Origin of the sequence: Gluconacetobacter tumulicola, from assembly GCF_014174215.1 — a bacterium.
Taxonomy (GTDB): Bacteria; Pseudomonadota; Alphaproteobacteria; order Acetobacterales; family Acetobacteraceae; genus Gluconacetobacter; species Gluconacetobacter tumulicola.
Window position 1 is genome coordinate 1 of the sequence record NZ_JABEQL010000001.1, and the last position, 20,519, is coordinate 20,519.

Consider the following 20,519-nt stretch of genomic DNA (forward strand, 5'->3'; position numbering starts at 1 on the left):
CACCCGTCCGCCACTAACCCCGAAAGGTTCGTGCGACTTGCATGTGTTAAGCATGCCGCCAGCGTTCGCTCTGAGCCAGGATCAAACTCTCAGGTTCATCTCAGATCTCCATAAAAGCAGAAACCCAAAACAAACAAACCCGAACTCAATCCAAGCCTTAACTACTCAAACCAAAGGCCCAAGCAATCAAACTCGAAAGCTATAAAAACGCATAAATCAAAGAAATATGCATCACAGCGTCCAAGCAGGCATCAATCAAACCCAGGCTAAACCCAGATAAAACCAATCCCTTACAACCCACTCTCGCAGGCCGTCAGAACGCCGCCAACATATCCCTTCCATTCCATATTCTATTGTCAAAGAACAACTTCTAATCTCAAACACCCCAGAAGGGCCAAAGAAACTAGCAGGTCATCCCCACCAGGTCAAGAACCTCAGCCCCGGCGGTGAAGAGCGATCTACACCCCACCCCTAACACCGTCAACACAGGAGTTCAAAAAAAAACAAAAAAGTTGCTCAGCCCGACGAAATATCCCGGAAAACCGCCATTCCTGATTTAGCCCCTCCAGATCGGTAGGACCTGTCCTGCCACTGCAAAGAGTGATTTTGCATCGCCGCCACCTTTCATGCTCTTACTCCGCCGCCCTATCTGAGCAGGCACCGGCCGCTTCCACGCGGCCTTCTTCATCCACACCGATAAAGCAGGCTCTATCTTCTCGTGTCCGCCGCCTCACCGAACCAATCGCCCCTCAACGAACGACGCGGCCTTCGGCGCGCATTCCGCAATCTGGGGGTTTTGCTTGGCGGAAGGGCCCTCAATGCTCCGCTCAGTCTGCTGCATGCTTCCCTCGCCATCCACCTGCTGGGCGGTTACGGCTTCGGCCTGGTGGTCATGCTTTACGCGTTCGCCCGCACCATCGGCGATCTGGTGGATTTTCAGTCATGGCAGACCCTGCTGCAGTATGGCTTTCACCCCTTGGGCGACAGGGACCTGCCGCGCTTCCATCGCGTCCTGCGCTTCAGTTTGACCCTGGATCTGATCGGAGGCATCGCGGGCTGTGGGATCGCTGTCATCGCCAGCCTGACGATGGGACCGATCCTGGGCTGGCCGCCGATCCTGCACCCTATCGGCACATTCTACAGCCTACCCCCCCTGTTCATGGCCGCCGCCACGCCGACGGGCGTGCTGCGTATCCTTAATCGCTTCGATCTGCTGGCCCTGCAAGGCAGCACGGCAACGATCGTGCGTCTGCTCGGAACATTGGCCCTGCCGGTGATCGGCCCCTCTTTCGAGCATCTGGCACTGGTCTGGATGCTGGCCGAGATCGTGTCCTTTACGCTGCTGTTCGGCCTGGCATGGCACGAACTGCACAAGAGGGAACTGATGGCAGGCTTCTGGACAGGGATGGCAGATATCATCCCTGATCTGATGGAAGGCAGAATCGCCATCGACTTTCCCGGGATCTGGCGCTTCGCCTTCATCACCAACGCCAACGCCACCCTGTCCCTGGTCTTCAGCCATGTGACGACGCTGATCGTCGGCAGCGTGCTGGGCCCCGTCAGCGCCGGCTATTATCGTATTGCCAGCCAGATCGCCGCCGGCATCGCCAAGCCCGGAACGATGATGCAGCAGACCCTCTATCCCGAAATGGCCTCCCTATGGCGGGAGGGCGCGACCGAACGGATGTACCGTCTGGCATGGCAGTCCAGTCTGGCAGCCGGAGGTATCGGATGCCTGCTGATGGCCTTTGCGCTCCTGCTGGGGCGCCCACTACTGGGGTTGGTAATAGGCACACAGGATCAGGCAGCCGTCAGCATCATGCTGTGGATGCTCGGTGCCGAGATCGTGGCGATTTGCGGCCTGCCGCTGGAGCCATTGCTGATGACATTCCGCCGCGCGGGCGCCGTCGTAATTGCACGCTGTGTAGATGTCATTTTCTTCCTGCCGGTTCTGATGATTCTAATCCATTTCCATGGACTGGACGGCGTAGGCCCAGCCAATGTCGGTGGAGCGATTGTCCTGGTCCTCATGCAACTGGCCATGGCGTCGCATGCACGCCGAACGCTGACGCCCAACACCTCCTCCCCCAGCGCGTCCAATCCAGGGCCGGCCTGATCCCAATGCGCATCGTCTTTCCCTATATCGCCCAGCCCCACCAAATCGCCCACTCCCTGCCAGTCGCTATGGAAATCGCGCGCCGATATCCGGAGATCGCGGTCCATATCGCCTGCCTGACAGACGAGCAGGAAGCCTATATACGGCGCCTGGCCAGCCTCTATCCGGACTCGCAGGTCGCTTATGAACGGCTGACCCTGCCCGGACCGTTACGGCGGCAATTGACCCGTCGCGGGCCCAGCATCCTGACCAAACTGGCGACCCTGCTTTTCAACAAGAATTATTTCGAGACATTTCAGGCGATTGTCGTTCCCGAGCGCACATCCCTCTATCTGCGCAGGATCGGGCTGCGCGCCCCCCGCCTGATCTGGACCCGACACGGTGCCGGAGACCGCGCGGTGGGCTTTGCCCGGGATGTCCGACATTTTGATTTTATCCTGATGGCAGGAAGAAAGCTGGAAAATCGCCTTCTGACCCAGGGCTCGCTGCGCCCTGGACATTACGTCACAGGGGTCTATGCCAAATTCGATCTCGTGCGCCTGATGCATAGCAACGCCCCACCATTGTTTGGCAACAGGCGCCCGACAGTTCTCTATAATCCGCATTTCAATCCCAAGCTGACATCATGGTATAAGCTGGGCACTCAAGTTCTGGACTATTTTGCCAATCAGGACGGATACAATCTTGTTTTCGCGCCGCATTACCGGCTGTTTGACGCACATCGCGACAAAGCTGCGAGCATCCTGCGCGCCTATGAGGGAATACCGCACATGCTCATCGATCCGGGCAGCACCAGAAGCGTCGACATGACCTATACCATGGGTGCCGACCTCTATCTGGGCGATGTCAGCAGCCAGGTGGCCGAATTTCTGATCAACCCGCGTCCCTGCCTGTTTCTTGACGCGCATGAGACGAAATGGCACGACAATCCCGACTATCTGTTCTGGTCCCTGGGGCCGGTGATCGACACGGCGGCCAGCCTTGGTCAGGCTCTGGATGGCGCCGTCGCCGGGCACCCGGATTTCCTTGACCGGCAAAAATCGTATATACGTGAGACCTTCGGCCTGGCGGATATCGGGCCAACAGCGCCAATTGGCGCGGATGCCATCGTAGAATTCCTCCGAAAGGCGCATTCATGAGCGCCTTCGCCATCGCTTTGAACCTGCCTTGATTACATGCTCCAGGTGGAAGATTCGTTACCTGAAATGACACTCTCTCCGACTCCGACAGATTCTGGTCAGATGCGACGCCTCGGCGATTTTGCCACGTTTCCGGAAGCTCTGGATTACGCTGCCCTCGGGGAAGCGGGATTCAACGTCTATTCCGGCCGTGGCCAACTGCTGGAGTCCCTCCCCTACCGAACACTGCGCGAACAGGCGCTGGATGTCGCACGACGGCTGCTGACACTAGGGCTGCGCCCGGGTGAGCGAGTGGCAATCGTCGCGGAAAGCGATGGCGATTTCGCCCGAATCTTTTTCGGCTGCCAATATGCAGGGCTGGTACCTGCACCGTTGCCGCTGCCAGTCGCGTTCGGCGGACGCGAAGGCTATGTGACAACCCTGCGCGGTATGATCGAGAGCGCCGGCGCCGGCGCCGTCATCGTGCCCGACATCATTGCCGGCTGGACGGGCGAAATCGTCGAAGGCTTCGATCTGCGTTTCGGCGGGCGTCCAGCCGACCTGATGGCCCTGCCGGTCGGCCCGGTCGCGCTGCCGACCGTCTCCCCCGACGATCTGTCCTATCTCCAATTCTCCTCGGGCAGCACCCGCTTTCCGATGGGGGTCGCGGTCACCCAGCAATCAGGCATGGCAAACGCCCGCGCAATCGCCCGCGACGGCCTGAAGGTCCGCGAAACGGGCGACCGGTGCGTGTCGTGGCTGCCGCTGTATCATGATATGGGCCTCGTCGGCTTCTTCCTCACGCCGGTCACCTGCCAGTTGACCGTCGATATGCTGCCAACGCGCGAGTTCGCCCGTCGTCCCCATGTCTGGCTGGATCTGATCAGCCGCAATCGCGGCACCATTTCCTACAGCCCCTCCTTCGGTTTCGAATTGTGCGCGCGCCGTGCCTCGACGGTCACGCTCGAACTGTCGTGCTGGCGTGTCGCGGGAATCGGTGGCGACATGATCCGTCACCATATCCTCGAGGAATTTGCCGAACGCTTCGCGGCGTCCGGATTCGACGGGCGGGCGTTTACCGCCAGCTACGGCATGGCCGAGGCCACGCTGGCCATCAGCTTCGTGCCGCTCCATACCGGCATCCAGACCGATACGGTCGATCTACGTTTCCTGGAGACGCAAGGTGTGGCACGCCCCTCAAACGACCCCTCGCATGCTCTGAGAACATTCACCCTATGCGGCAAGGTTCTGCCCGAGCATGAACTGGAGGTTCGCGACCCTGCGGGGCGGCCTCTGCCGGACCGCAAGGTCGGCACCATTTTCGTCCGTGGCCCCAGCCTCATGCGCGGCTATTTCAACCAGCCCCAGGAAACCCAGCGCGTTCTGGATGCCAGCGGCTGGCTGAATACCGGCGATCTCGGTTACATGATCGACGGGCAGGTGGTCGTGACCGGCCGCGCCAAGGATCTGATCATCATCAATGGCCGCAATATCTGGCCGCAGGACCTGGAATGGTCCGCCGAGACCGAAATCGGCGCCCTGCGCAGCCGCGATGTCGCCGTCTTCTCGATCGATCAGGAGAAGGGCGAAAAGGTCGTGGCCCTGATCCAGTGCCGCGCGGCCACCCCCGAGGCCCGCGAAACCCTGCGCAATGAAGCTGCCAGCCTGTTCCGCCGCCAGCATGGGGTCGATGTCTCCGTGATCCTGATCCCACCCCATACGCTGCCGCAGACTTCGTCGGGCAAGCTGACCCGCGCACGGGCCAAGGCCATGCTGCTGTCGGGCGCTTTCGATTCGGTCAGCGAGACCGCATCGGTCGCATGATCCGCTGGGGCCTGCCCCGCGACAGGCCCCAGCTTCAATACTGGCCAATCGACCGGATTTCGATATAAGGACATCCTCTCTGTTGAGAGGGGGCGCAAGCAGTCCGCCAGACTGCCCTGCTCCCCGATATGGCAGGCGGGGTTCGGGCACGTCACACGGGGACGGCTCCCGCAATAAGGATGCATTTATAATGAGTGAAACGGTCGCGGACGTCTCTGCCCTGATCATCCAGACGCTGCTGGCGAATCCCAAGGTTCCCCGCGACATCAGCGGCAGCAGCAAGATCGTCGAGGATTTGGCCTTCGATTCACTCGCGGTCATGAATTTCGTAATGGAAATCGAGGATTCCCTCGACGTATCCGTTCCGCTCGACCGGCTTGCCGACATTCGCACCATCGACGACCTGGCCAACTGCATCGTGTCGCTGAAGCAGGGCGACTGACTCCATGTCGATCTTCACCAAATACGAGCCGCTGGCCCGTTCGCTGGCGGCCGTGACCAATGGCGGAGGCCGCAACCCGTTTTCCGTCGTGATCGACCACCCCGTGTCCTCGACCGTGGGCGTGATCGAAGGGCGTGAGACCCTGCTGTTCGGCACAAACAATTACCTGGGCCTCAGCCAGAGCGAAGCGGCGATCGATGCCGCGATCGGCACACTGCGTACCCATGGGGTCGGCACCACCGGATCGCGCATCGCCAATGGCACCCAGGGCCTGCACCGCCAGTTGGAAGAGCGTATCGCCGCCTTCTTCCGCCGTCGGCATTGCATGGTATTCTCGACGGGCTACCAGGCGAATCTGGGCATGATCTCGGCCCTGGCCGGCAAGGACGATTATCTGCTGCTGGATGCCGACAGCCACGCCAGCATCTATGACGGCAGCCGGCTCAGCCAGGCGCAGGTCATCCGTTTCCGCCATAACGACCCCGAGGATTTGCACAAGCGCCTGCGCCGCCTGGACGGCACACCGGGCGCCAAGCTGATCGTCGTCGAAGGCATCTACTCAATGATGGGCGACGTGGTGCCGATGGCCGAGTTCGCGGCAGTGAAGCGCGAAACCGGCGCCTGGCTGCTGGCGGACGAGGCCCATTCCGTGGGTGTCATGGGCGAACACGGGCGCGGCGTCGCCGAAGCCTGCGGGGTCGAGGACGATGTCGATTTCGTCGTCGGCACCTTCTCCAAGAGCCTGGGTACGGTCGGCGGCTACTGCGTTTCGGACCAGGACGGGCTGGACCTGATCCGGCTATGCTCACGGCCCTATATGTTCACCGCGTCGCTTCCGCCGGACGTCATCGCCGCCACCATGGCAGCGTTGAGCGAGTTGGAGCAGCGGCCTGAGCTGCGGCACAGGCTGATGGACAATGCCCGCCGCCTGCATGCCGGCCTGAACGCGATCGGCCTGCGTACCGGTCCGCAGGCCAGCCCCGTCGTATCGGTGGTTCTGGACGAGGTCGCCCAGGCGGTACAGTTCTGGAACCGGCTCCTGGATCTGGGCGTGTATGTCAATCTCAGCTTGCCGCCCGCGACCCCCGACCAGCACCCTCTGCTGCGCACCTCGGTGATGGCGACGCATGACGCGGCGCAGATCGACCAGGCCATCGAAATCTTCGCCACGGTGGCCCGCGAAATGGGGGCCAGCCACTAGACGCCCAGCCCCGCCCCGTCGTCCTCAGGCGACGGGGAAGCCCCCCGACGCTCTTCAGCGCCGGAATATCCCAGCCCCCTTCAGCCGCCAGAGCAGCCGGGGCAGACAGATCAGCGGATGCCTGGCCTCGAACGGGGTCAGCGCAAGGTCGAACCCACTATGCCGGCGCACCTTCCAGGCGATGTAGCGCGCCCCGCCGGCGAAGGTGAAGGCGGCCTTGAACAGGCGTGCCGCATTCAACGGGCGCCCCAGATCGGCCCGAATCCGCCATTGGCGACCCGCCCGTGCGCGCGCGTCGGTCGATACTGCCGGACACAGCATGTCGCCCTCCCGCACGAACGAAAGGCCGGACGCAGCCCAGGCGGCCGGCAGCAGCACGTCGAAGCGCGCCCCCAGATCACCGGCCAGCAGCGTGGTGGGACGATCCCCCCCTTCGACCCGCAATTCCGCAGCATAAGTCCGGCGGAATAGGCTTTCCCAATAGGCCTGTGCCGTTCCGCTCTCAGGGCCTAGCAGAGCCGCCCACCAGGCGGCCACAGCCACGGCGCGGATCAGGCAGCCCAGGATCGCGTCGGCCGCCGCCGCGTCGCGCACCCAGACCAGTCGCACCGGCTGGCAGAAGCGTGCCCAGATCGTGGTGTCCAGATTGCCGCGCGCCGTCAGCGCCCGGAACTGCGCGACGGTCAGGATGGCGACCTTGGCCCGGACATATCGGCCATCGATGGTGCGCTCATGATATTCCACATTGGGCGGCAACAGCGCATTCGCCTCGCGCGCCGCCCTGCTGCGCGGCCAGTCCGCCTGCCGATCCAGCACGACGTAGAAATCGAGAATGCCCTCCGGGTCCACCTGCCGCAGGCCAGACCCATAGAACAGCACCCCCAGTACCGGCGCATCCCCGACCAGTTCGCCGACAAACGCCGTCACCGCCGGTTCCACCGGCCGAACCAGCTCGTCCGTCAGGATACGGGCGACCCGCCCGGCGGCGAAAAGATCGTATCGCACGTCATCCATGGGGATCAGGCATTCCGGATAAAATCGAAAGCCGGCCCCGCCGACAGATAGGTCTGCCCATCCGGACCGGAATCCAGGATTTCGCCATCCAGCACAAAGTCGCCTTCCAGCTTCAGGGCCAGACGATCGGTACGGCCACGCCGGTAGGATGGCGAGTGATCCAGCCATGCGGCGGACCGCCCGCGCAGTAACGACCATGTCGCGGAAAGCAGATGTTCGGGAAAGGCTGCGACGCTGAGATAAGACAGGCCATGCCCCTCGCGCGACGCAAAAGGCCACATGCCTCCGGGCAGGCATGCCAGCGTGGAGGCGAGGAACAGGAAACTGTCCGCCGTCCGCGGCACCTCGTCCCCGACCGCAAGCGTCACGGGATCGCCGGCCAGCCATTTACGGCGGGTCGAGCGGAAAACAAGCCGCCCCAGCGAGGACGCGATCGCGACCCCGACCGCGAGATCATGCGAAAAGCGGTTCAGGATGACCGGCCGATGAGCGATACGGATTCCGCGCGTGAAGGCCGCGGCACCATGGAACATCCCCAGCACGGCCGGACGCGCCGGATCGGACCAGCGAACGGCCAGCACGTTGCGCCGCAGGATGCGACGCCGCAGGGCGCCTTCGCCGGCCAGAACGCTCAACCGTTCAAGCGCCGCCTTGCCACGCAGACCGAACCCCACATCGGCGGCGATCAGATTGGTATTCCCCGACGGCAGTACGGCAAGTGCCGGCAACGCGTCCGCCGGATAGCATTGGTGAATGGCGGACATGACATCGCTGACGGTGCCATCCCCCCCGTCGATCGCAATCACCCCGATTTCGCGTCGGGCCAGTTCGGTCACGATCTCGACCACGGCAGGCTTGGACGCCGAATGGAAGAACAGCGGCCCCAACGCCTGGGACGCACGCCGACGGAACGAGCCGTCTTCACGGCCATTGCGGCGGCTGCGCGGGTTGTGGATCAGGGCGAACCGCTCGCTCACTCCCTATCGACCTTTCTCTGTGGCACCGACATTCTTAGGGTCATAAGCCGCGTTCCCGGCATTATTGCAAGATCGTGAACCCCGCGGGACATGGAGGCCGACGACAGTGCGGAGGAAACCATGAACGACATTACCCTGGCCCATCTGTCCGATCTGCATCTTGCACATGATGGGCTGCGGTTTCCGGCATGGGCCCTGCTGAACAAGCGCATGACCAGCCAGCTCTCCTGGCGGCGAAAGCGCCGTTTCCTGCATGTCGACACCGTTCTGGAATCCCTGGTCACCGACATCCGCGCCATGACACCGGATGCCGTGGCCCTGACGGGGGACCTCACCAATCTGGGCCTCCCGGTGGAATGCCGGCGCGCGGCTTCATGGGTGTCGGCACGCCTGCCCCAGCAAACGGCGATCATCCCCGGCAATCACGACATGCTGGTGCGCGCGCCCTGGGGCACCACGCTGGGGCTCTGGAAACCCTGGATGGCGACCCGGCCGGATGATTTTCCCTTTGTCCGACGGATCGGCCCGCTCGCGCTGATCGGCGTCAATTCCGCCTGCCCCACCCCCTGGTTTTCCGCCGCCGGGCGGATCGGGGCGGCGCAGGCCGCCCGCCTGACCGACATACTGCATGAAACCGGCCGCGAAGGCGCCTTCCGCGTGGTCATGATCCATCATCCACCGGTTCCCGGCATCGTGTCCCGCCGCAAGGCACTGCTGGATGGCGGACTGTTCGCCACCGCCATTGCCCGGGCGGGGGCCGAACTGGTCCTGCACGGCCACAGCCATCGCTCCGGCCTGTCCTCCCTGCCCGGCCCCACGGCGACGGTGCCGGTGCTGGGGATTGCCTCGGCCTCGATGCTGGCCCGGGGCCAGGAGCGCATGGCCGCATGGCACCATATCCGCATCGCCGGCACCGGGCGCGGCTATGCCGCCGAAATCCGCCGCCGGCTGGTCGCACCGGGCCAACCGGTCCAGGAGTTGCCGCCCTGGCGCTTCGATGTCTATCGCCTCCCCTAGGCGATGCTTGTATGTGTGGGCCGACATGATGCGCGCGCCTCGCCCTTCCGCCTTGCTGCAAAGGATCACGCCGGGAACCCTCGACCGTTATCTGGTGCGGCAGATGGCACCGCCTTTCCTGATCTCGCTGGCCGTGGTGATGACAGCGCTGCTGCTGGAACGGCTGCTGGTCCTTCTGAACGTGCTGGCAGCGGATGGCGGCACGCTCAAGATCTTCGCCGGGCTCCTGGCCGACCTCATCCCCCATTATCTGGGCCTGGCCCTGCCGGCAGCGATCTGCGTCAGCGTCTTTTCGGTCGTTCGGCGGATGAGCCAGAACAATGAGATCGACGCCCTGATGGCCAGCGGCATCTCGCTGCTGCGGATCGCGCGCCCCTTCGTCATGGTGGGCTCGGTCATGGGCCTGGTGGGGTTCAGCCTCTATGGCTTCATCCAGCCTTATGCCCGCTACGATTTCCGGCAGGCGATGTATTTCGCCGCCCATGCGGGCTGGGCCCCCCATTTGCAAAGCGGGATGTTCGCAACCCCCGCCGACACGCTGATGCTGACGGCAGACCGGGTCGACGGGGCCGGCACGCGCCTGCACCACGTCTTCATCCGCGACCGGAGCAGCGGGCTGGAACGCGACATTTCCGCCGAGAGCGGAACCTTGCGGATCGCCGATGACCGGACCTCGGTCCGGCTCGACCTGGCGCATGGCATCATCGTCACCGACCGGCAGGACACAGCACCGACCCTGGTGCAGTTCGACACCACCACGCGTATCTTCCAGACCGTCTCGCAGGCCCACGCCTTCCGCCGCCGCGGCAATGACGAGCGGGAACTGACCCTGTTTGAACTGTTGCGGGGCGTGCATACCGGCGATCCGGCAATCCGACGGCCTCATCTGGTGGCCGAACTCCATTTCCGCCTCGCCCGCGCCCTGGCCATACCCTTCATCCCGATCCTGGCCTGTGCGCTTGCGGGCGTGGCCAAGCGCCAGCGGCGCAATCTGGGGCTGGCCATCGCCGCCATCAGCCTGGTCGGCTTCGATCACGCGCTGCAACTGGGGCTGAGCCTGGTCGCCAGCCGCTCGATGTCACCCTGGCTCGTCATATGGGGGCCATTCTTCCTGTTCTGCGGCGCCTGCGTCTGGCTGATCGTGCATCGGACCGGATCGGCGGGAAGCGGCCGGATCTGGCGGCGCCCCTTCACCCGGCTGTCGGCCAGCCCCTCGTCATGAGTACGCCGCCCCCCTCGCCGACGCGCAACGTGCTGATCGGCTACCTGACGCGCGAACTGATCGGGCGAATCCTGACGACAGCGGCCATCCTGCTGGCGCTGATGGAGATCCTGGCGCTGCTGGAACAGTTGACGCCGATCCTGGAACGGCACCAGGGTGCGCGCGGCATCGCCTATTTTATGATGCTGCACGCACCCATGCTGGTGGGCGGCACCCTGCCGCTGGCAGTGCTGATCGGCTCTCTGGTCCTGCTGGTACAGATGACAACCGGCAGCGAGATCGCGATCCTGCGTGCCGCCGGCCTGACCACCCCCGGCCTGACCCGCCTGATGCTGCCCGCGATCCTCGCACTGGGCGTGGCCGGGGCCCTGGTCGACGACCAGATCACACCGCGCTCGGAACTGGCGCTGGCAAGCTGGTGGAACCGCACCGATCCCCATCCCGAAACCGGGCACGGCTTCTGGTTCCGCGCCGGTACGACACTGGCCGATATCGGCTATGTCGCCCATGGCGGCACGACCGTCACCCATGTCGACCTGTATCAGCGGGGGCCGAACGGCCGCCTGCTCCGCACCGTTCATCTCGACACGCTTCGCTATGCGGACGGTACATGGACCGACAATGGCGGACGCAGCCTCGAACCGACCGGCGCCGCCACCGTCCGTACGGCCACGCTGTCCCCCGCACCGGCGCTGGCGCATGGCTGGCCTGCCGGGATTCGCCCCGCCGACATGATCAGGCTGTCGATGGACACGCCTCCACTTTCGGCCACCACCATCATCGCGATCCTGCGCGGCCGCATGCCCGCGTCCCAGCCGCCGGCGGCCCTCCGCACTGCACTGCTGGCACGGGTGCTCACCCCCCTCAGCTTCGCGGTAATGCTGTTATTGGCCTTGCCGGTGGTCTATATCCCACCACGAAGCGGAACACGCAGCTGGCTGCCGGTCTGGTGCCTGGGGGCCGGCCTGCTGTTCGTGGTCTTCCAGGGCATGCTGCGGGCACTGGGCAACGCCGGCACGCTGCCCGCCCCGGCGGCAACCCTGCCCGGCATCGTGATCTTCACGCTCGCCGTCTGTGCCCTGGTGTTGAGGATTGAAGAGAGATGATCGGCACGACCTTACATAACACGAATCTCCGCACCGGCCGAAGCTTCGACCTGGGGAAAATGAATCTCCGCCAGTTGTGGATCGCCTACCTCACTTACCCGACGATCCTGCTCTATATCGTTCTGGCCGTGATCAGCCTCGTGGTGCTGGCACGGCAGTTCCCCGGCATCGGACCGGCCCTGGTCGCCGCTGGTGCCGTCGTCGCGGTCTATCCGCTGGCGTGGTACATGATCCACCGCTTCATCCTGCACGGCCGCTTCCTCTATCGGATGAAATGGACGGCCACGCTGTGGAAGCGCATCCATTTCGACCATCATCAGGACCCGCATCTGCTGGATGTGCTGTTCGGCTCGCCGCTGAATACCATCCCCACCATCGCCATCATCACATTGCCAATCGGCTACCTGATCGGCAATGTCGGCGGCGCCGCGGCGGCAATGGGCACCGGGCTGGTCATCACCTGCATCTATGAATTCTTCCACTGCATCCAGCACCTGAACTACAAGCCGCGGATGCGCTGGATTCAGAAGATGAAGCAGCGCCATGTCCTGCATCACTTCCATGACGAGGACGGCAATTACGGCATCACCAGCTTCGTCGTCGACCGCGTCTTCGGCACCTATTACGTCGATGCCCGCGCCCGGCCGCGCAGCGCGCATGTCTTCAACCTGGGCTACGATCTGGAAGAAGCCGGCCGCTATCCCTGGGTGATGGAACAGACCGGCGCGCCTCCGCGCGACCGGCCGGACGGGGCGACACCGCAGCGGAACGCAGCGTGACGTCCGACACCCCGCCGGCCGCCCCCCTGACCGTCCTGGTCCTCGCCGGCACCCGTGCCGGCGCCGAGGACCCGATGGCCAGCGCCGCCAACGTGTCGCACAAGGCGATCCTTCCCGTGGCCGGCCGGCCGATGATCGCACGGGTGATCGACGCCCTTGCCGCCAACCCCCGCATCGGCCGCATCGTCATCAGCATCGAAACCCCCGGCATTCTGACGAGCCTCGAACTGGACCATGCGGTGGATTTCCTGCCGCCCGCCGCCGGCCCCAGCGCCAGCGTGATGGAGGCCCTGCGCACACTCGGCACCCCGCTGCTGGTCACCACCGCCGACCATGCGCTGTTGCGCCCGGAATGGATCGACGCCTTCCTCGACTCCGTCGACGCACAGTGCGACATGGCCGCCGCCGTCGCCATGGAGGCCGATATCGCGCGCGACGTCCCAGGCACGAAACGCACGATGATCCGTCTGGCCGATGGCGCCTTTTCCGGCTGCAACCTGTTCCTGTTCCGCACGCCGGCGTCGATCGGCGTGGTGCAGTTGTGGCAGCGGATCGAGCAGGAACGCAAACGGCCGCTGCGCATGGCGCGTCTGCTGGGGATCGGCACCCTGCTGCGCTACGTGACTGGCGGCCTGACCCGCGCGGCCCTGTGCGCAAGGGTCGGCAGCCTGAGCCAGGCCTCGGTCAAACTGGTCGCCCTGCCCGACGGCCGTGCCGCCGTGGATGTCGATAAACCCGCCGACCTGATTCTGGTGGAATCCCTGCTCCGGCCCCCCTCCGAATGAAGGACGCATCCCTGTTCTTTTTTAAAAAAAAGAACCAAAAAACTTTTGATTCCTTGAGGGAAATCCTGCGGGCATCGTCGGACACCAAACGGATAAAAGTCTTTTTGCTTCTTTTTCTTCAGAAAAAGAAGAAAGAGACCGCACGGTTCGCATAACTCCATGCGCATCGCCTACATCATCAACTCGCTGGAGGGCGGCGGCGCTGCCTTCCCCGTGCCCGACATCACCGGCGTCCTGCGCCGCGCCGGGCACGAGGTCGCCATCTTCGCACTGCTCCGCCGCGACGGCCGCGCTCTGCCGGCGATGCAGGCAGCCGGCCTCCCGGTCCAAATCTGTCCCGAAGGACAACGCGACCATCTGGCAGCCCTGCGCTGGCTGAACCACCAGATCGGAAACTGGCACCCCGACCTGATCTGGACGTCCCTGACCCGGGCCACCGTGATAGGACAGATGGTGGGGCTGAAGCGCCGCCTCCCCGTCGTCAGTTGGCAGCATTCCGCCGGCCTGAGCCCCGCCAACACCCGCCTGCTGCGCAGCCTGCGGGGACTGAGCCGGATCTGGGTCGCCGATTCCAGTTGCGTGCTGGATTTCATGCGCCACCGGCTGCGGATTCCGGCAAACCGCGCCGCATTGTGGCCAATTTTCCGCGCCGATCCCACCTGCCCGCCCGCCCGCGCCTGGCAAGCCGGCGAAATCGTACGGATCGGCTCTCTGGGGCGGCTGCATCCGGTCAAGGGCTATGACGTGCTGTGTCACGCCCTCGCGCTGCTGAAGAACGACCTGTCCCTGCCGCCTTTTCAGGTCACCATCGCCGGCGAAGGCGATGCACGCCCCCAACTCGAAAGCCAGATCCGGGAACACGGCCTGACCACGCTGCGCCTGGCAGGCTTCACCAGCGCGGTGGCCGGCTTCCTGTCCACCCAGCACGGCTACGTCCAGCCCTCATTGCATGAAGGACTGTGCATCGGCGTGCATCAGGCCATGCAGGCGGGCCTGGCCCCCGTCGCCTCCGCGGTCGGCGAGATCCGCTACACCGTGCAGGACGGCGTGTCCGGACTGCTGGTTCCCCCCGCCGATCCCACCGCCCTGGCCGAGGCCCTGGCAAGGATGCTGCGCCAGCCCCAAGCCCTGGCCACCATGGGCCAGGCCGCACGAACCCACGTGCTGGACCTGTTCGCCCCCGAACGGTTCGATGCCGCCGGCGATGCGATCCTGGCACGGATCACGCCCCCTCGGCGCGGCTGAGGCCTCCTATCGGCCCTTGCCGATCCTCCGCCGACTCAGACGATCCAGTTCGATCGCGATCCGACGCGGCGAGCGGCTGATCCGCTTCGCATCCACCAGCGTCACATCCCCGGCGGCGGACAAAGTGTGCAGGCCGTCGGTATAGGGCTTCCAGTCCGCCGCCGCGACGATGGGCGCGCCGGCCCGGGCGACAAAGCGCGTCGTCCCCAGTTCGGTGATCGTCAGAGGCACGATCGCCCCGCCATACGTGCCCGTGCAATCCTGGGTCGGCAGCACCACCCGCCCATCAACCAGGATCGGCGTGCCCCCCGGCCGCGCACTGCGACGATCCCGCCGCACCGGATTGCCGGGATGCAGATGCCACGGGCCGCGCAGCGTGTCGGCCCAGGCGACATGCAGCAGACTCTGCTTGTCTTCCGCCGACCCGCTGGAGGGGCAGTAGAACATCCACCACCTACCATCGATCCGCACCGGCGAAGCATCGATCGCCGCTTCGGGAAAGGCGAAATCGGGGACCTTCTCCCAGCGATCGGGAAAGGAGGCGGCGCGATACAATGTCAGCCGACCGGACCGATAGGCTTCGGGCAGCAGATAGATCTCATCCCCTTCCGCGATCACCACCGGATAGGACAGATGCCACGGCTCGGACAGCGCCGACCGTGCATCCAGAAGGCGCATCGCCCGATCGAAGACGAAGACGTCGATCCGGCCGATCCGGTCGCGATAATCATAAACCTCGGCAAACAGATACAGCCGATCATCCCGCCACACCCCGAACGGATCGGCCAGAAAACGGAACGGCCCGAGATCCGGCAGCCAGGTCACCGGTAACCCGTCAACGCCGCCACGCGCCAGGATTTCGGGCAGCGCACAGGGCAGAATGCCCGTCCGCCAGATATCGGTGCGCAGGATGCCCATGCCGCTCCCCATGCTGCAAGGCCGCCCCATGACGGCCGCCGAGCGGTCTATCCCATCAGGCCGCGTTCGCAAACCTCCGCGACCGTGACGCGCCGACCCACCCGTGGCATGGTGCGCGGGATGCCCATCGATCCCATCCAGAACCAGATCGCCATCCGCCGCGCGGTCAATCATCTCTGCGGCCAGATGGGCTGGGCGGCCCTGAACGAACTGATCCTGCCGGACGGGCGCCGGGCGGATGTCATGGCCCTGCGGCCCGACAACGGATTCGTCTGCATCGAAATCAAATCCGGCCCCCGCGACTTCCTGACCGACCGGAAATGGACCTGCTATCACGATTGGTGCGACCAGCTTTTCTTCGCCGTCGATCGCACTTTTCCTCTTTCCCTGCTGCCCGAGGCGACCGGGATCATGGTCGCCGATACCGATACCATCCCCGACGGCCTGAACGTGATCGCCGAAACCGCCATCCTGCGGCCATCGGCCACGACCGCCCTGCCGTCCGCACGGCGGCGGAAGCTGACATGGCTGTTCGCCACCCAGGCAGCCGCACGGCTGGCCCGTCTGGACGACCCCGCCATCACGGCTGCCCTGCGGATGGCAGGGCGGGCCGAATGATCGCGCTCCGCCCCATCCAACCAACCCTGAAAGGTTTTCCGATGTCCGATGCCGCCATCCTGCGCCGGTTCGAGGCCGCACGCTCCATCGTCCGCGACGCGGCCGATCTGGCCATGGCGATGCGCCCGCCGCCGGGCGGCCCCTCGGGCAAGCAGAAGAGCGCCCAGGACTGGCTGACCGAAGCCGACGGCGCGGTCGAGGCCCTGATTTCCGAACGGATCGGCGCCCTGTTCCCCGAGGACGGCTTCCAGGGCGAAGAAGAAGGACGCACCCGTACCGGCCAGTTACGCTGGGTGGTCGACCCCATCGACGGCACATCCAACTACGCGCGCGGCCGTCCACGCTGGTGCGTCTCGCTGGGCCTGATGGATGGCGACCAGCCGGTCGCCGGCATCATCCACGCCCCGGCCCTGAACGAGATCTATACCGCCGTGCGAGGCCACGGCGCCTTCCTCAACGGCCGGCCGATCCAGGCTTCGCCGGTGACGGATACAAGGTCCGCAATGGTCGAGATGGGGTGGAGCAACAAGGTCCCGGACGGCGTCTATGCGGCCAAGATGGCCGCGATCCTGGATCTTGGCGCCATGCCACGCTCCGGCGGCTCCGGCGCGCTGGCCCTGGCCGATGTCGCGTGTGGCCGGCAGGACGGCTATCTGGAAATGGTCATCAACCTGTGGGATGTCGCGGCAGCGCTGGTGCTGCTGGAGGAAGCCGGGGCCCGCTTCTCCCCCTTCCTGCGGGATGGCGGGCTGGATGGCGGCATCACCCTGCTAGCGACGGCACCCGGAATCGCCGACGATCTGGCGGCGGCACTCGCAGTACCGCTGGACTGATCGGCTGCCGCCAGCCATGGTTACGCCATAAAAATCCGGCAGGAGTGGGCGTGGGTCGATGGCCCACCACACGCCCAGCCGAACATACGGAGCATGCCTTTGCGAGACGGTCTTTCCCGCACAACCCTGGCCCTGGCGGCCATTGCGCTGGCACTGCCGGCGGCGCCGGCCCTGGCTGCGGGCGAACGGCAGCAGGCCCTGGTGGACCGCGCCACCCTGACGGTGCGCGAGATGTTCAACGGCGCCGGCCCGAACAGCAAGATCACCCGCTACATGACGCAGGCCCGCGCGGTGATGGTCTGCCCGTCCATTTTCCGCATGTCGATCGGCTTCGGCGGTGCGGGCGGCGGCTGCGCCCTGCTGTCGCGCGATGCGCGCGGATCGTGGTCCGATCCCGCCTTCTACACGCTCAGCTCGGCCAATGTCGGAATCCAGCTCGGCATGCAGGATTCCCAGATGATGTTCTTCGTCATGACCGATCGCGGCCTGCAGGCACTGCTGGACAGCCAGTTCCAGTTCGGCGCCAACGCCGCCGCGTCCTTCGCGACGATGGGGTCCGGCATCGAAAGCGGCACGGCGGGCGAGCGCAATACCGACATCATGGCGCTGCAGAAATCCAAGGGCCTGTTTGCCGGCGCGGCGCTGGGCGGTTCGAAACTGACGGTCAACAGCGGCGCGAATCGCGCCTATTACAACCAGATCGTCGGCCCCGAGGACATCGTCGTCTCAATGCGGGTCAACAATCCCGGTGCCGACCCCCTGCGCGCCGCACTCAGCGAAGTGCAGGCCAGGGCCACTGCCGGCGCGCCTTCCATGCCGCCCCCGGCCTATGCCCAGCCCGGCGCAGGCGGCGAGCCGTCACAGGTCAACGTCCCTGCATCCGGCCCCGTCAGCAGCCAGCCTCTTTCACCCCCCTGAGGTCACTTGCCCGGGGCCTGGCGCGCACGCCAGGCTCCGACATTGCGATTATGCTCCGCCAGACTGCTGGCGAACGCATGCCCCCCGCTGCCATCGGCAACAAAATACAGCGCATCGCTGTCGGCAGGATGCGCCACCGCATCCAGTGACGCCCGGCCGGACGAACAGATCGGTCCGGCCGGCAGGCCCGGCAGCGTGTATGTGTTGTAGGCATCCGGCGCTTCCAGTTCAGCCCGCGTCAGGGCATGGCCCAGCGGCCCGGCGCCCCGATTGATTCCATAAACCACGGTCGGATCGGATTGCAGCCGCATACCAAGGCGCAGCCGGTTGATGAAGACGCGGGCCACCAACGGGCGCTCGCCCGCAATCGCGGTCTCACGCTCCACCATCGAGGCGAGGACAAGCAACGTCCGCCGATCGGGAATTTCCGGCACGGGCGCCCGATCACGCCAGACCGCATCCAGCGCCGCCTCCATCGCCGCCTGCATTCGCCCCAGCAGGACAGCGCGCGGCGTTCCCCATTCATAATCGTAAGTCTGCGGCAGGACAGAACCCTCGGCCGGCGGCGAAAGCAGCGGGCCAGCCAGCACCGGCGCGCGGTCGATCAGTTCCGCCACCTGAAGGGCGGAAAGGCCCTCGGCCACCGTCAGCCAATGCACCACCGGCTTGCCATGGCGCAACACGAACAGCACGTCGCGAAGCGAAGCATGGGCCGGAAACGCCAGTTCCGCCGCATGCAGGACACCATCATAGCGCGTAAGATGAACGGCTACGCGAAACAGCAGGCTGCCGACACGGCCCGGCGCGATCACGCCTTCATGCTGCAAGGTTGCCGCCGTGCTGGCCAGGCCGCCACGGGGAATGACCACCGCGCGGGATTCGGGCGCCGGTCCCGGCGCGCCATATTGCCACCATCCCCAGGCGGCAATGCCCCCGCCTGCCGCGCAGATTACCAGCAGCAGACTCAGGCTGAAAATCAGAAGACGCTTGAGCATGATGCTCTTCTTCCGCGTCACGATGTCAAAGACAAGAACCCCGGACGCGGATCAGGCCGGCAGCCCGATCCGTCTGTCCGGGCCAGACCGGCCCGGGAGCAGGTCAGACGCCGCGTACGATGATGCTGGCGTTGGTGCCGCCGAATCCGAAGCTGTTCGACAGGGCAATGTCGATCTCGCGGCGCTGGGCTTCGTGCGCCACCCGGTCGATCACGCTTTCGGTGGACGGATTGTCCAGGTTCAGCGTCGGCGGCGCGACATTGTCACGGATCGCCAGGATCGAGAAAATCGCCTCGACGGCGCCGGCAGCACCCAGCAGATGACCGATGGCCGATTTGGTCGACGACATCGCAACCTGGCTCGCGGCGTCGCCGAACAGGCGCTCGACCGCCTGCAATTCCAGATCGTCCGCCATGGTCGACGTCCCATGGGCGTTCACATAGCCGATGTCGGAGACCGAAATACCGGCGCTGCGCACAGCCGCCTGCATGGCGCGATACGCACCCTCATGCCCTTCGGCCGGCGCGGTGATGTGGTAGGCGTCGCCGGACATGCCATATCCGATGATCTCGCCATAGATCTTGGCGCCGCGCGCCTTCGCGTGCTCATATTCTTCCAGCACCACGATGCCCGCACCTTCGCCCATGACGAATCCGTCGCGATCGCGGTCCCAGGGGCGCGAGGCCTTTTCCGGCGTGTCATTGAACGCGGTGGACAGCGCACGCGCCGAACTGAAGCCGGCGATTCCCAACGGGCAGACAGCCGCTTCGGCACCGCCCGCGACCATCACGTCGGCATCGCCGAGCATGATCAGACGCGACGCATCGCCGATCGCATGCACACCGGTGGCACACGCGGTCACGACCGAATGGTTGGGGCCCTTGAAGCCGTATTTGATCGAAACATGGCCGGAGACCAGGTTGATCAGCGCCGATGGAATAAAGAAGGGCGACAGGCGGCGGGCCCGTCCCTCATGCACCGTGATCGACGCATCATAAATCGTCTGCAGGCCACCGATGCCCGAACCGATCATCACGCCGGTCCGGCACCGATCTTCCTCGGATTCGGGCTTCCACCCGGAATCCTCGACCGCCTCGGTTGCCGCGACAAGGCCCAGATGGATGAAGCGATCCATCTTCTTCTGGTCCTTGACCGGGACCCAGTCGGACAGGGTCAGACCGCCCGCCTCGGTCGGCCCCGCCGGCACCTCGCCGGCGACATGCGCCGGCAGGTCCGATGGATCGAACGAGGCGATGCGGCCGATCCCGCTTTCGCCGGCGATCAGGCGCGACCAGTTATGTTCGAGCCCGAGCCCGAGCGGGCTGACAATGCCCATACCGGTAACAACAACGCGTCGATGTCCCGACGCTCCTCCGGCAGATTGTATCAAC

At 65.0% G+C, this 20,519-nt stretch carries 19 protein-coding genes and 1 rRNA gene; 14 read left to right on the forward strand and 6 right to left on the reverse strand.

The window, feature by feature from the left end; all coding sequences use genetic code 11:
* A 16S ribosomal RNA gene (locus HLH29_RS00005) occupies positions 1–97 on the reverse strand; the annotation flags it as partial.
* A gap of 621 nt (positions 98–718) precedes the next feature.
* Between HLH29_RS00005 and HLH29_RS19955 the strand changes: the two genes are divergently transcribed.
* The 5 genes from HLH29_RS19955 to spt all read left to right on the forward strand — a co-directional run bounded on the left by HLH29_RS19955 (position 719) and on the right by spt (position 6,701).
* Positions 719–2,116 (forward strand): polysaccharide biosynthesis protein, encoded by a 1,398-nt coding sequence (locus HLH29_RS19955; RefSeq protein WP_182963969.1) that lies wholly within the window; start codon positions 719–721, stop codon positions 2,114–2,116.
* Between the two features lie 5 nt (positions 2,117–2,121).
* On the forward strand, positions 2,122–3,255 hold the full coding sequence (locus HLH29_RS00015; protein WP_182963970.1) for a sensor domain-containing protein: 1,134 nt from the start codon (positions 2,122–2,124) through the stop codon (positions 3,253–3,255).
* A 66-nt stretch (positions 3,256–3,321) separates the two neighbouring features.
* Entirely contained in the window at positions 3,322–5,058 is a 1,737-nt protein-coding gene (locus HLH29_RS00020) for a fatty acyl-AMP ligase (RefSeq protein ID WP_182963971.1), read from the forward strand.
* Between the two features lie 190 nt (positions 5,059–5,248).
* Positions 5,249–5,500, forward strand: a complete 252-nt coding sequence (locus HLH29_RS00025) for an acyl carrier protein (RefSeq protein WP_182950899.1) — start codon at positions 5,249–5,251, stop codon at positions 5,498–5,500.
* 4 nt (positions 5,501–5,504) lie between these two features.
* A complete protein-coding gene (gene spt / locus HLH29_RS00030) occupies positions 5,505–6,701 on the forward strand; it encodes a serine palmitoyltransferase (RefSeq protein WP_182963972.1) in 1,197 nt (398 codons plus the stop codon).
* Between the two features lie 54 nt (positions 6,702–6,755).
* Here the strand turns inward: spt and HLH29_RS00035 are convergent, their stop codons facing one another.
* Positions 6,756–7,715: a hypothetical protein gene (locus HLH29_RS00035; RefSeq protein WP_182963973.1), complete on the reverse strand. Its 960-nt coding sequence runs from the start codon at positions 7,713–7,715 to the stop codon at positions 6,756–6,758.
* Between the two features lie 5 nt (positions 7,716–7,720).
* The gene (locus HLH29_RS00040; RefSeq protein ID WP_182963974.1) at positions 7,721–8,692 is read right to left on the reverse strand and encodes a diacylglycerol kinase family protein; all 972 of its coding nucleotides are present in this window, start codon (positions 8,690–8,692) and stop codon (positions 7,721–7,723) included.
* 120 nt (positions 8,693–8,812) lie between these two features.
* Here HLH29_RS00040 and HLH29_RS00045 point away from each other — a divergent pair, with 120 nt between their 5' ends.
* The 6 genes from HLH29_RS00045 (at position 8,813) to HLH29_RS00070 (ending at position 14,846) form a co-directional block, all read left to right on the forward strand.
* Complete coding sequence (locus HLH29_RS00045) at positions 8,813–9,709, forward strand: metallophosphoesterase family protein (RefSeq protein WP_246373515.1); 897 nt, start codon at positions 8,813–8,815, stop codon at positions 9,707–9,709.
* 25 nt (positions 9,710–9,734) lie between these two features.
* Complete coding sequence (locus HLH29_RS00050; protein WP_182963976.1) at positions 9,735–10,931, forward strand: LptF/LptG family permease; 1,197 nt, start codon at positions 9,735–9,737, stop codon at positions 10,929–10,931.
* Positions 10,928–12,037 carry an LptF/LptG family permease gene (locus HLH29_RS00055; RefSeq protein ID WP_182963977.1) on the forward strand — a complete coding sequence of 370 codons (1,110 nt, stop codon included), beginning with the start codon at positions 10,928–10,930 and terminating at the stop codon, positions 12,035–12,037. Before HLH29_RS00050 ends, HLH29_RS00055 begins: the two co-directional genes overlap by 4 nt.
* Positions 12,034–12,816: a sterol desaturase family protein gene (locus HLH29_RS00060; protein WP_182963978.1), complete on the forward strand. Its 783-nt coding sequence runs from the start codon at positions 12,034–12,036 to the stop codon at positions 12,814–12,816. The genes HLH29_RS00055 and HLH29_RS00060 overlap by 4 nt, the downstream gene beginning before the upstream one ends.
* Positions 12,817–12,890: 74 nt before the next feature.
* On the forward strand, positions 12,891–13,601 hold the full coding sequence (locus tag HLH29_RS00065; RefSeq protein WP_182964199.1) for an NTP transferase domain-containing protein: 711 nt from the start codon (positions 12,891–12,893) through the stop codon (positions 13,599–13,601).
* Between the two features lie 159 nt (positions 13,602–13,760).
* Positions 13,761–14,846 (forward strand): glycosyltransferase family 4 protein, encoded by a 1,086-nt coding sequence (locus HLH29_RS00070; RefSeq protein ID WP_182963979.1) that lies wholly within the window; start codon positions 13,761–13,763, stop codon positions 14,844–14,846.
* 6 nt (positions 14,847–14,852) lie between these two features.
* Here the strand turns inward: HLH29_RS00070 and HLH29_RS00075 are convergent, their stop codons facing one another.
* Positions 14,853–15,764: a glucosamine inositolphosphorylceramide transferase family protein gene (locus tag HLH29_RS00075; RefSeq protein WP_182963980.1), complete on the reverse strand. Its 912-nt coding sequence runs from the start codon at positions 15,762–15,764 to the stop codon at positions 14,853–14,855.
* A 120-nt stretch (positions 15,765–15,884) separates the two neighbouring features.
* On the opposite strand from HLH29_RS00075, the gene HLH29_RS00080 reads away from it, so the two are divergent.
* The 3 genes from HLH29_RS00080 to HLH29_RS00090 all read left to right on the forward strand — a co-directional run bounded on the left by HLH29_RS00080 (position 15,885) and on the right by HLH29_RS00090 (position 18,133).
* A complete protein-coding gene (locus tag HLH29_RS00080) occupies positions 15,885–16,382 on the forward strand; it encodes an MmcB family DNA repair protein (RefSeq protein ID WP_182963981.1) in 498 nt (165 codons plus the stop codon).
* A gap of 41 nt (positions 16,383–16,423) precedes the next feature.
* Positions 16,424–17,215: an inositol monophosphatase family protein gene (locus HLH29_RS00085; RefSeq protein ID WP_182963982.1), complete on the forward strand. Its 792-nt coding sequence runs from the start codon at positions 16,424–16,426 to the stop codon at positions 17,213–17,215.
* A gap of 93 nt (positions 17,216–17,308) precedes the next feature.
* Positions 17,309–18,133 carry a lipid-binding SYLF domain-containing protein gene (locus HLH29_RS00090; protein ID WP_182963983.1) on the forward strand — a complete coding sequence of 275 codons (825 nt, stop codon included), beginning with the start codon at positions 17,309–17,311 and terminating at the stop codon, positions 18,131–18,133.
* 2 nt (positions 18,134–18,135) lie between these two features.
* Here HLH29_RS00090 and mltG read toward each other — a convergent pair whose 3' ends face one another.
* Positions 18,136–19,128 (reverse strand): endolytic transglycosylase MltG, encoded by a 993-nt coding sequence (gene mltG, locus HLH29_RS00095; protein WP_182963984.1) that lies wholly within the window; start codon positions 19,126–19,128, stop codon positions 18,136–18,138.
* A gap of 103 nt (positions 19,129–19,231) precedes the next feature.
* Positions 19,232–20,518: a beta-ketoacyl-ACP synthase II gene (gene fabF / locus HLH29_RS00100; protein ID WP_182963985.1), complete on the reverse strand. Its 1,287-nt coding sequence runs from the start codon at positions 20,516–20,518 to the stop codon at positions 19,232–19,234.
* Position 20,519: the final 1 nt, after the last annotated feature.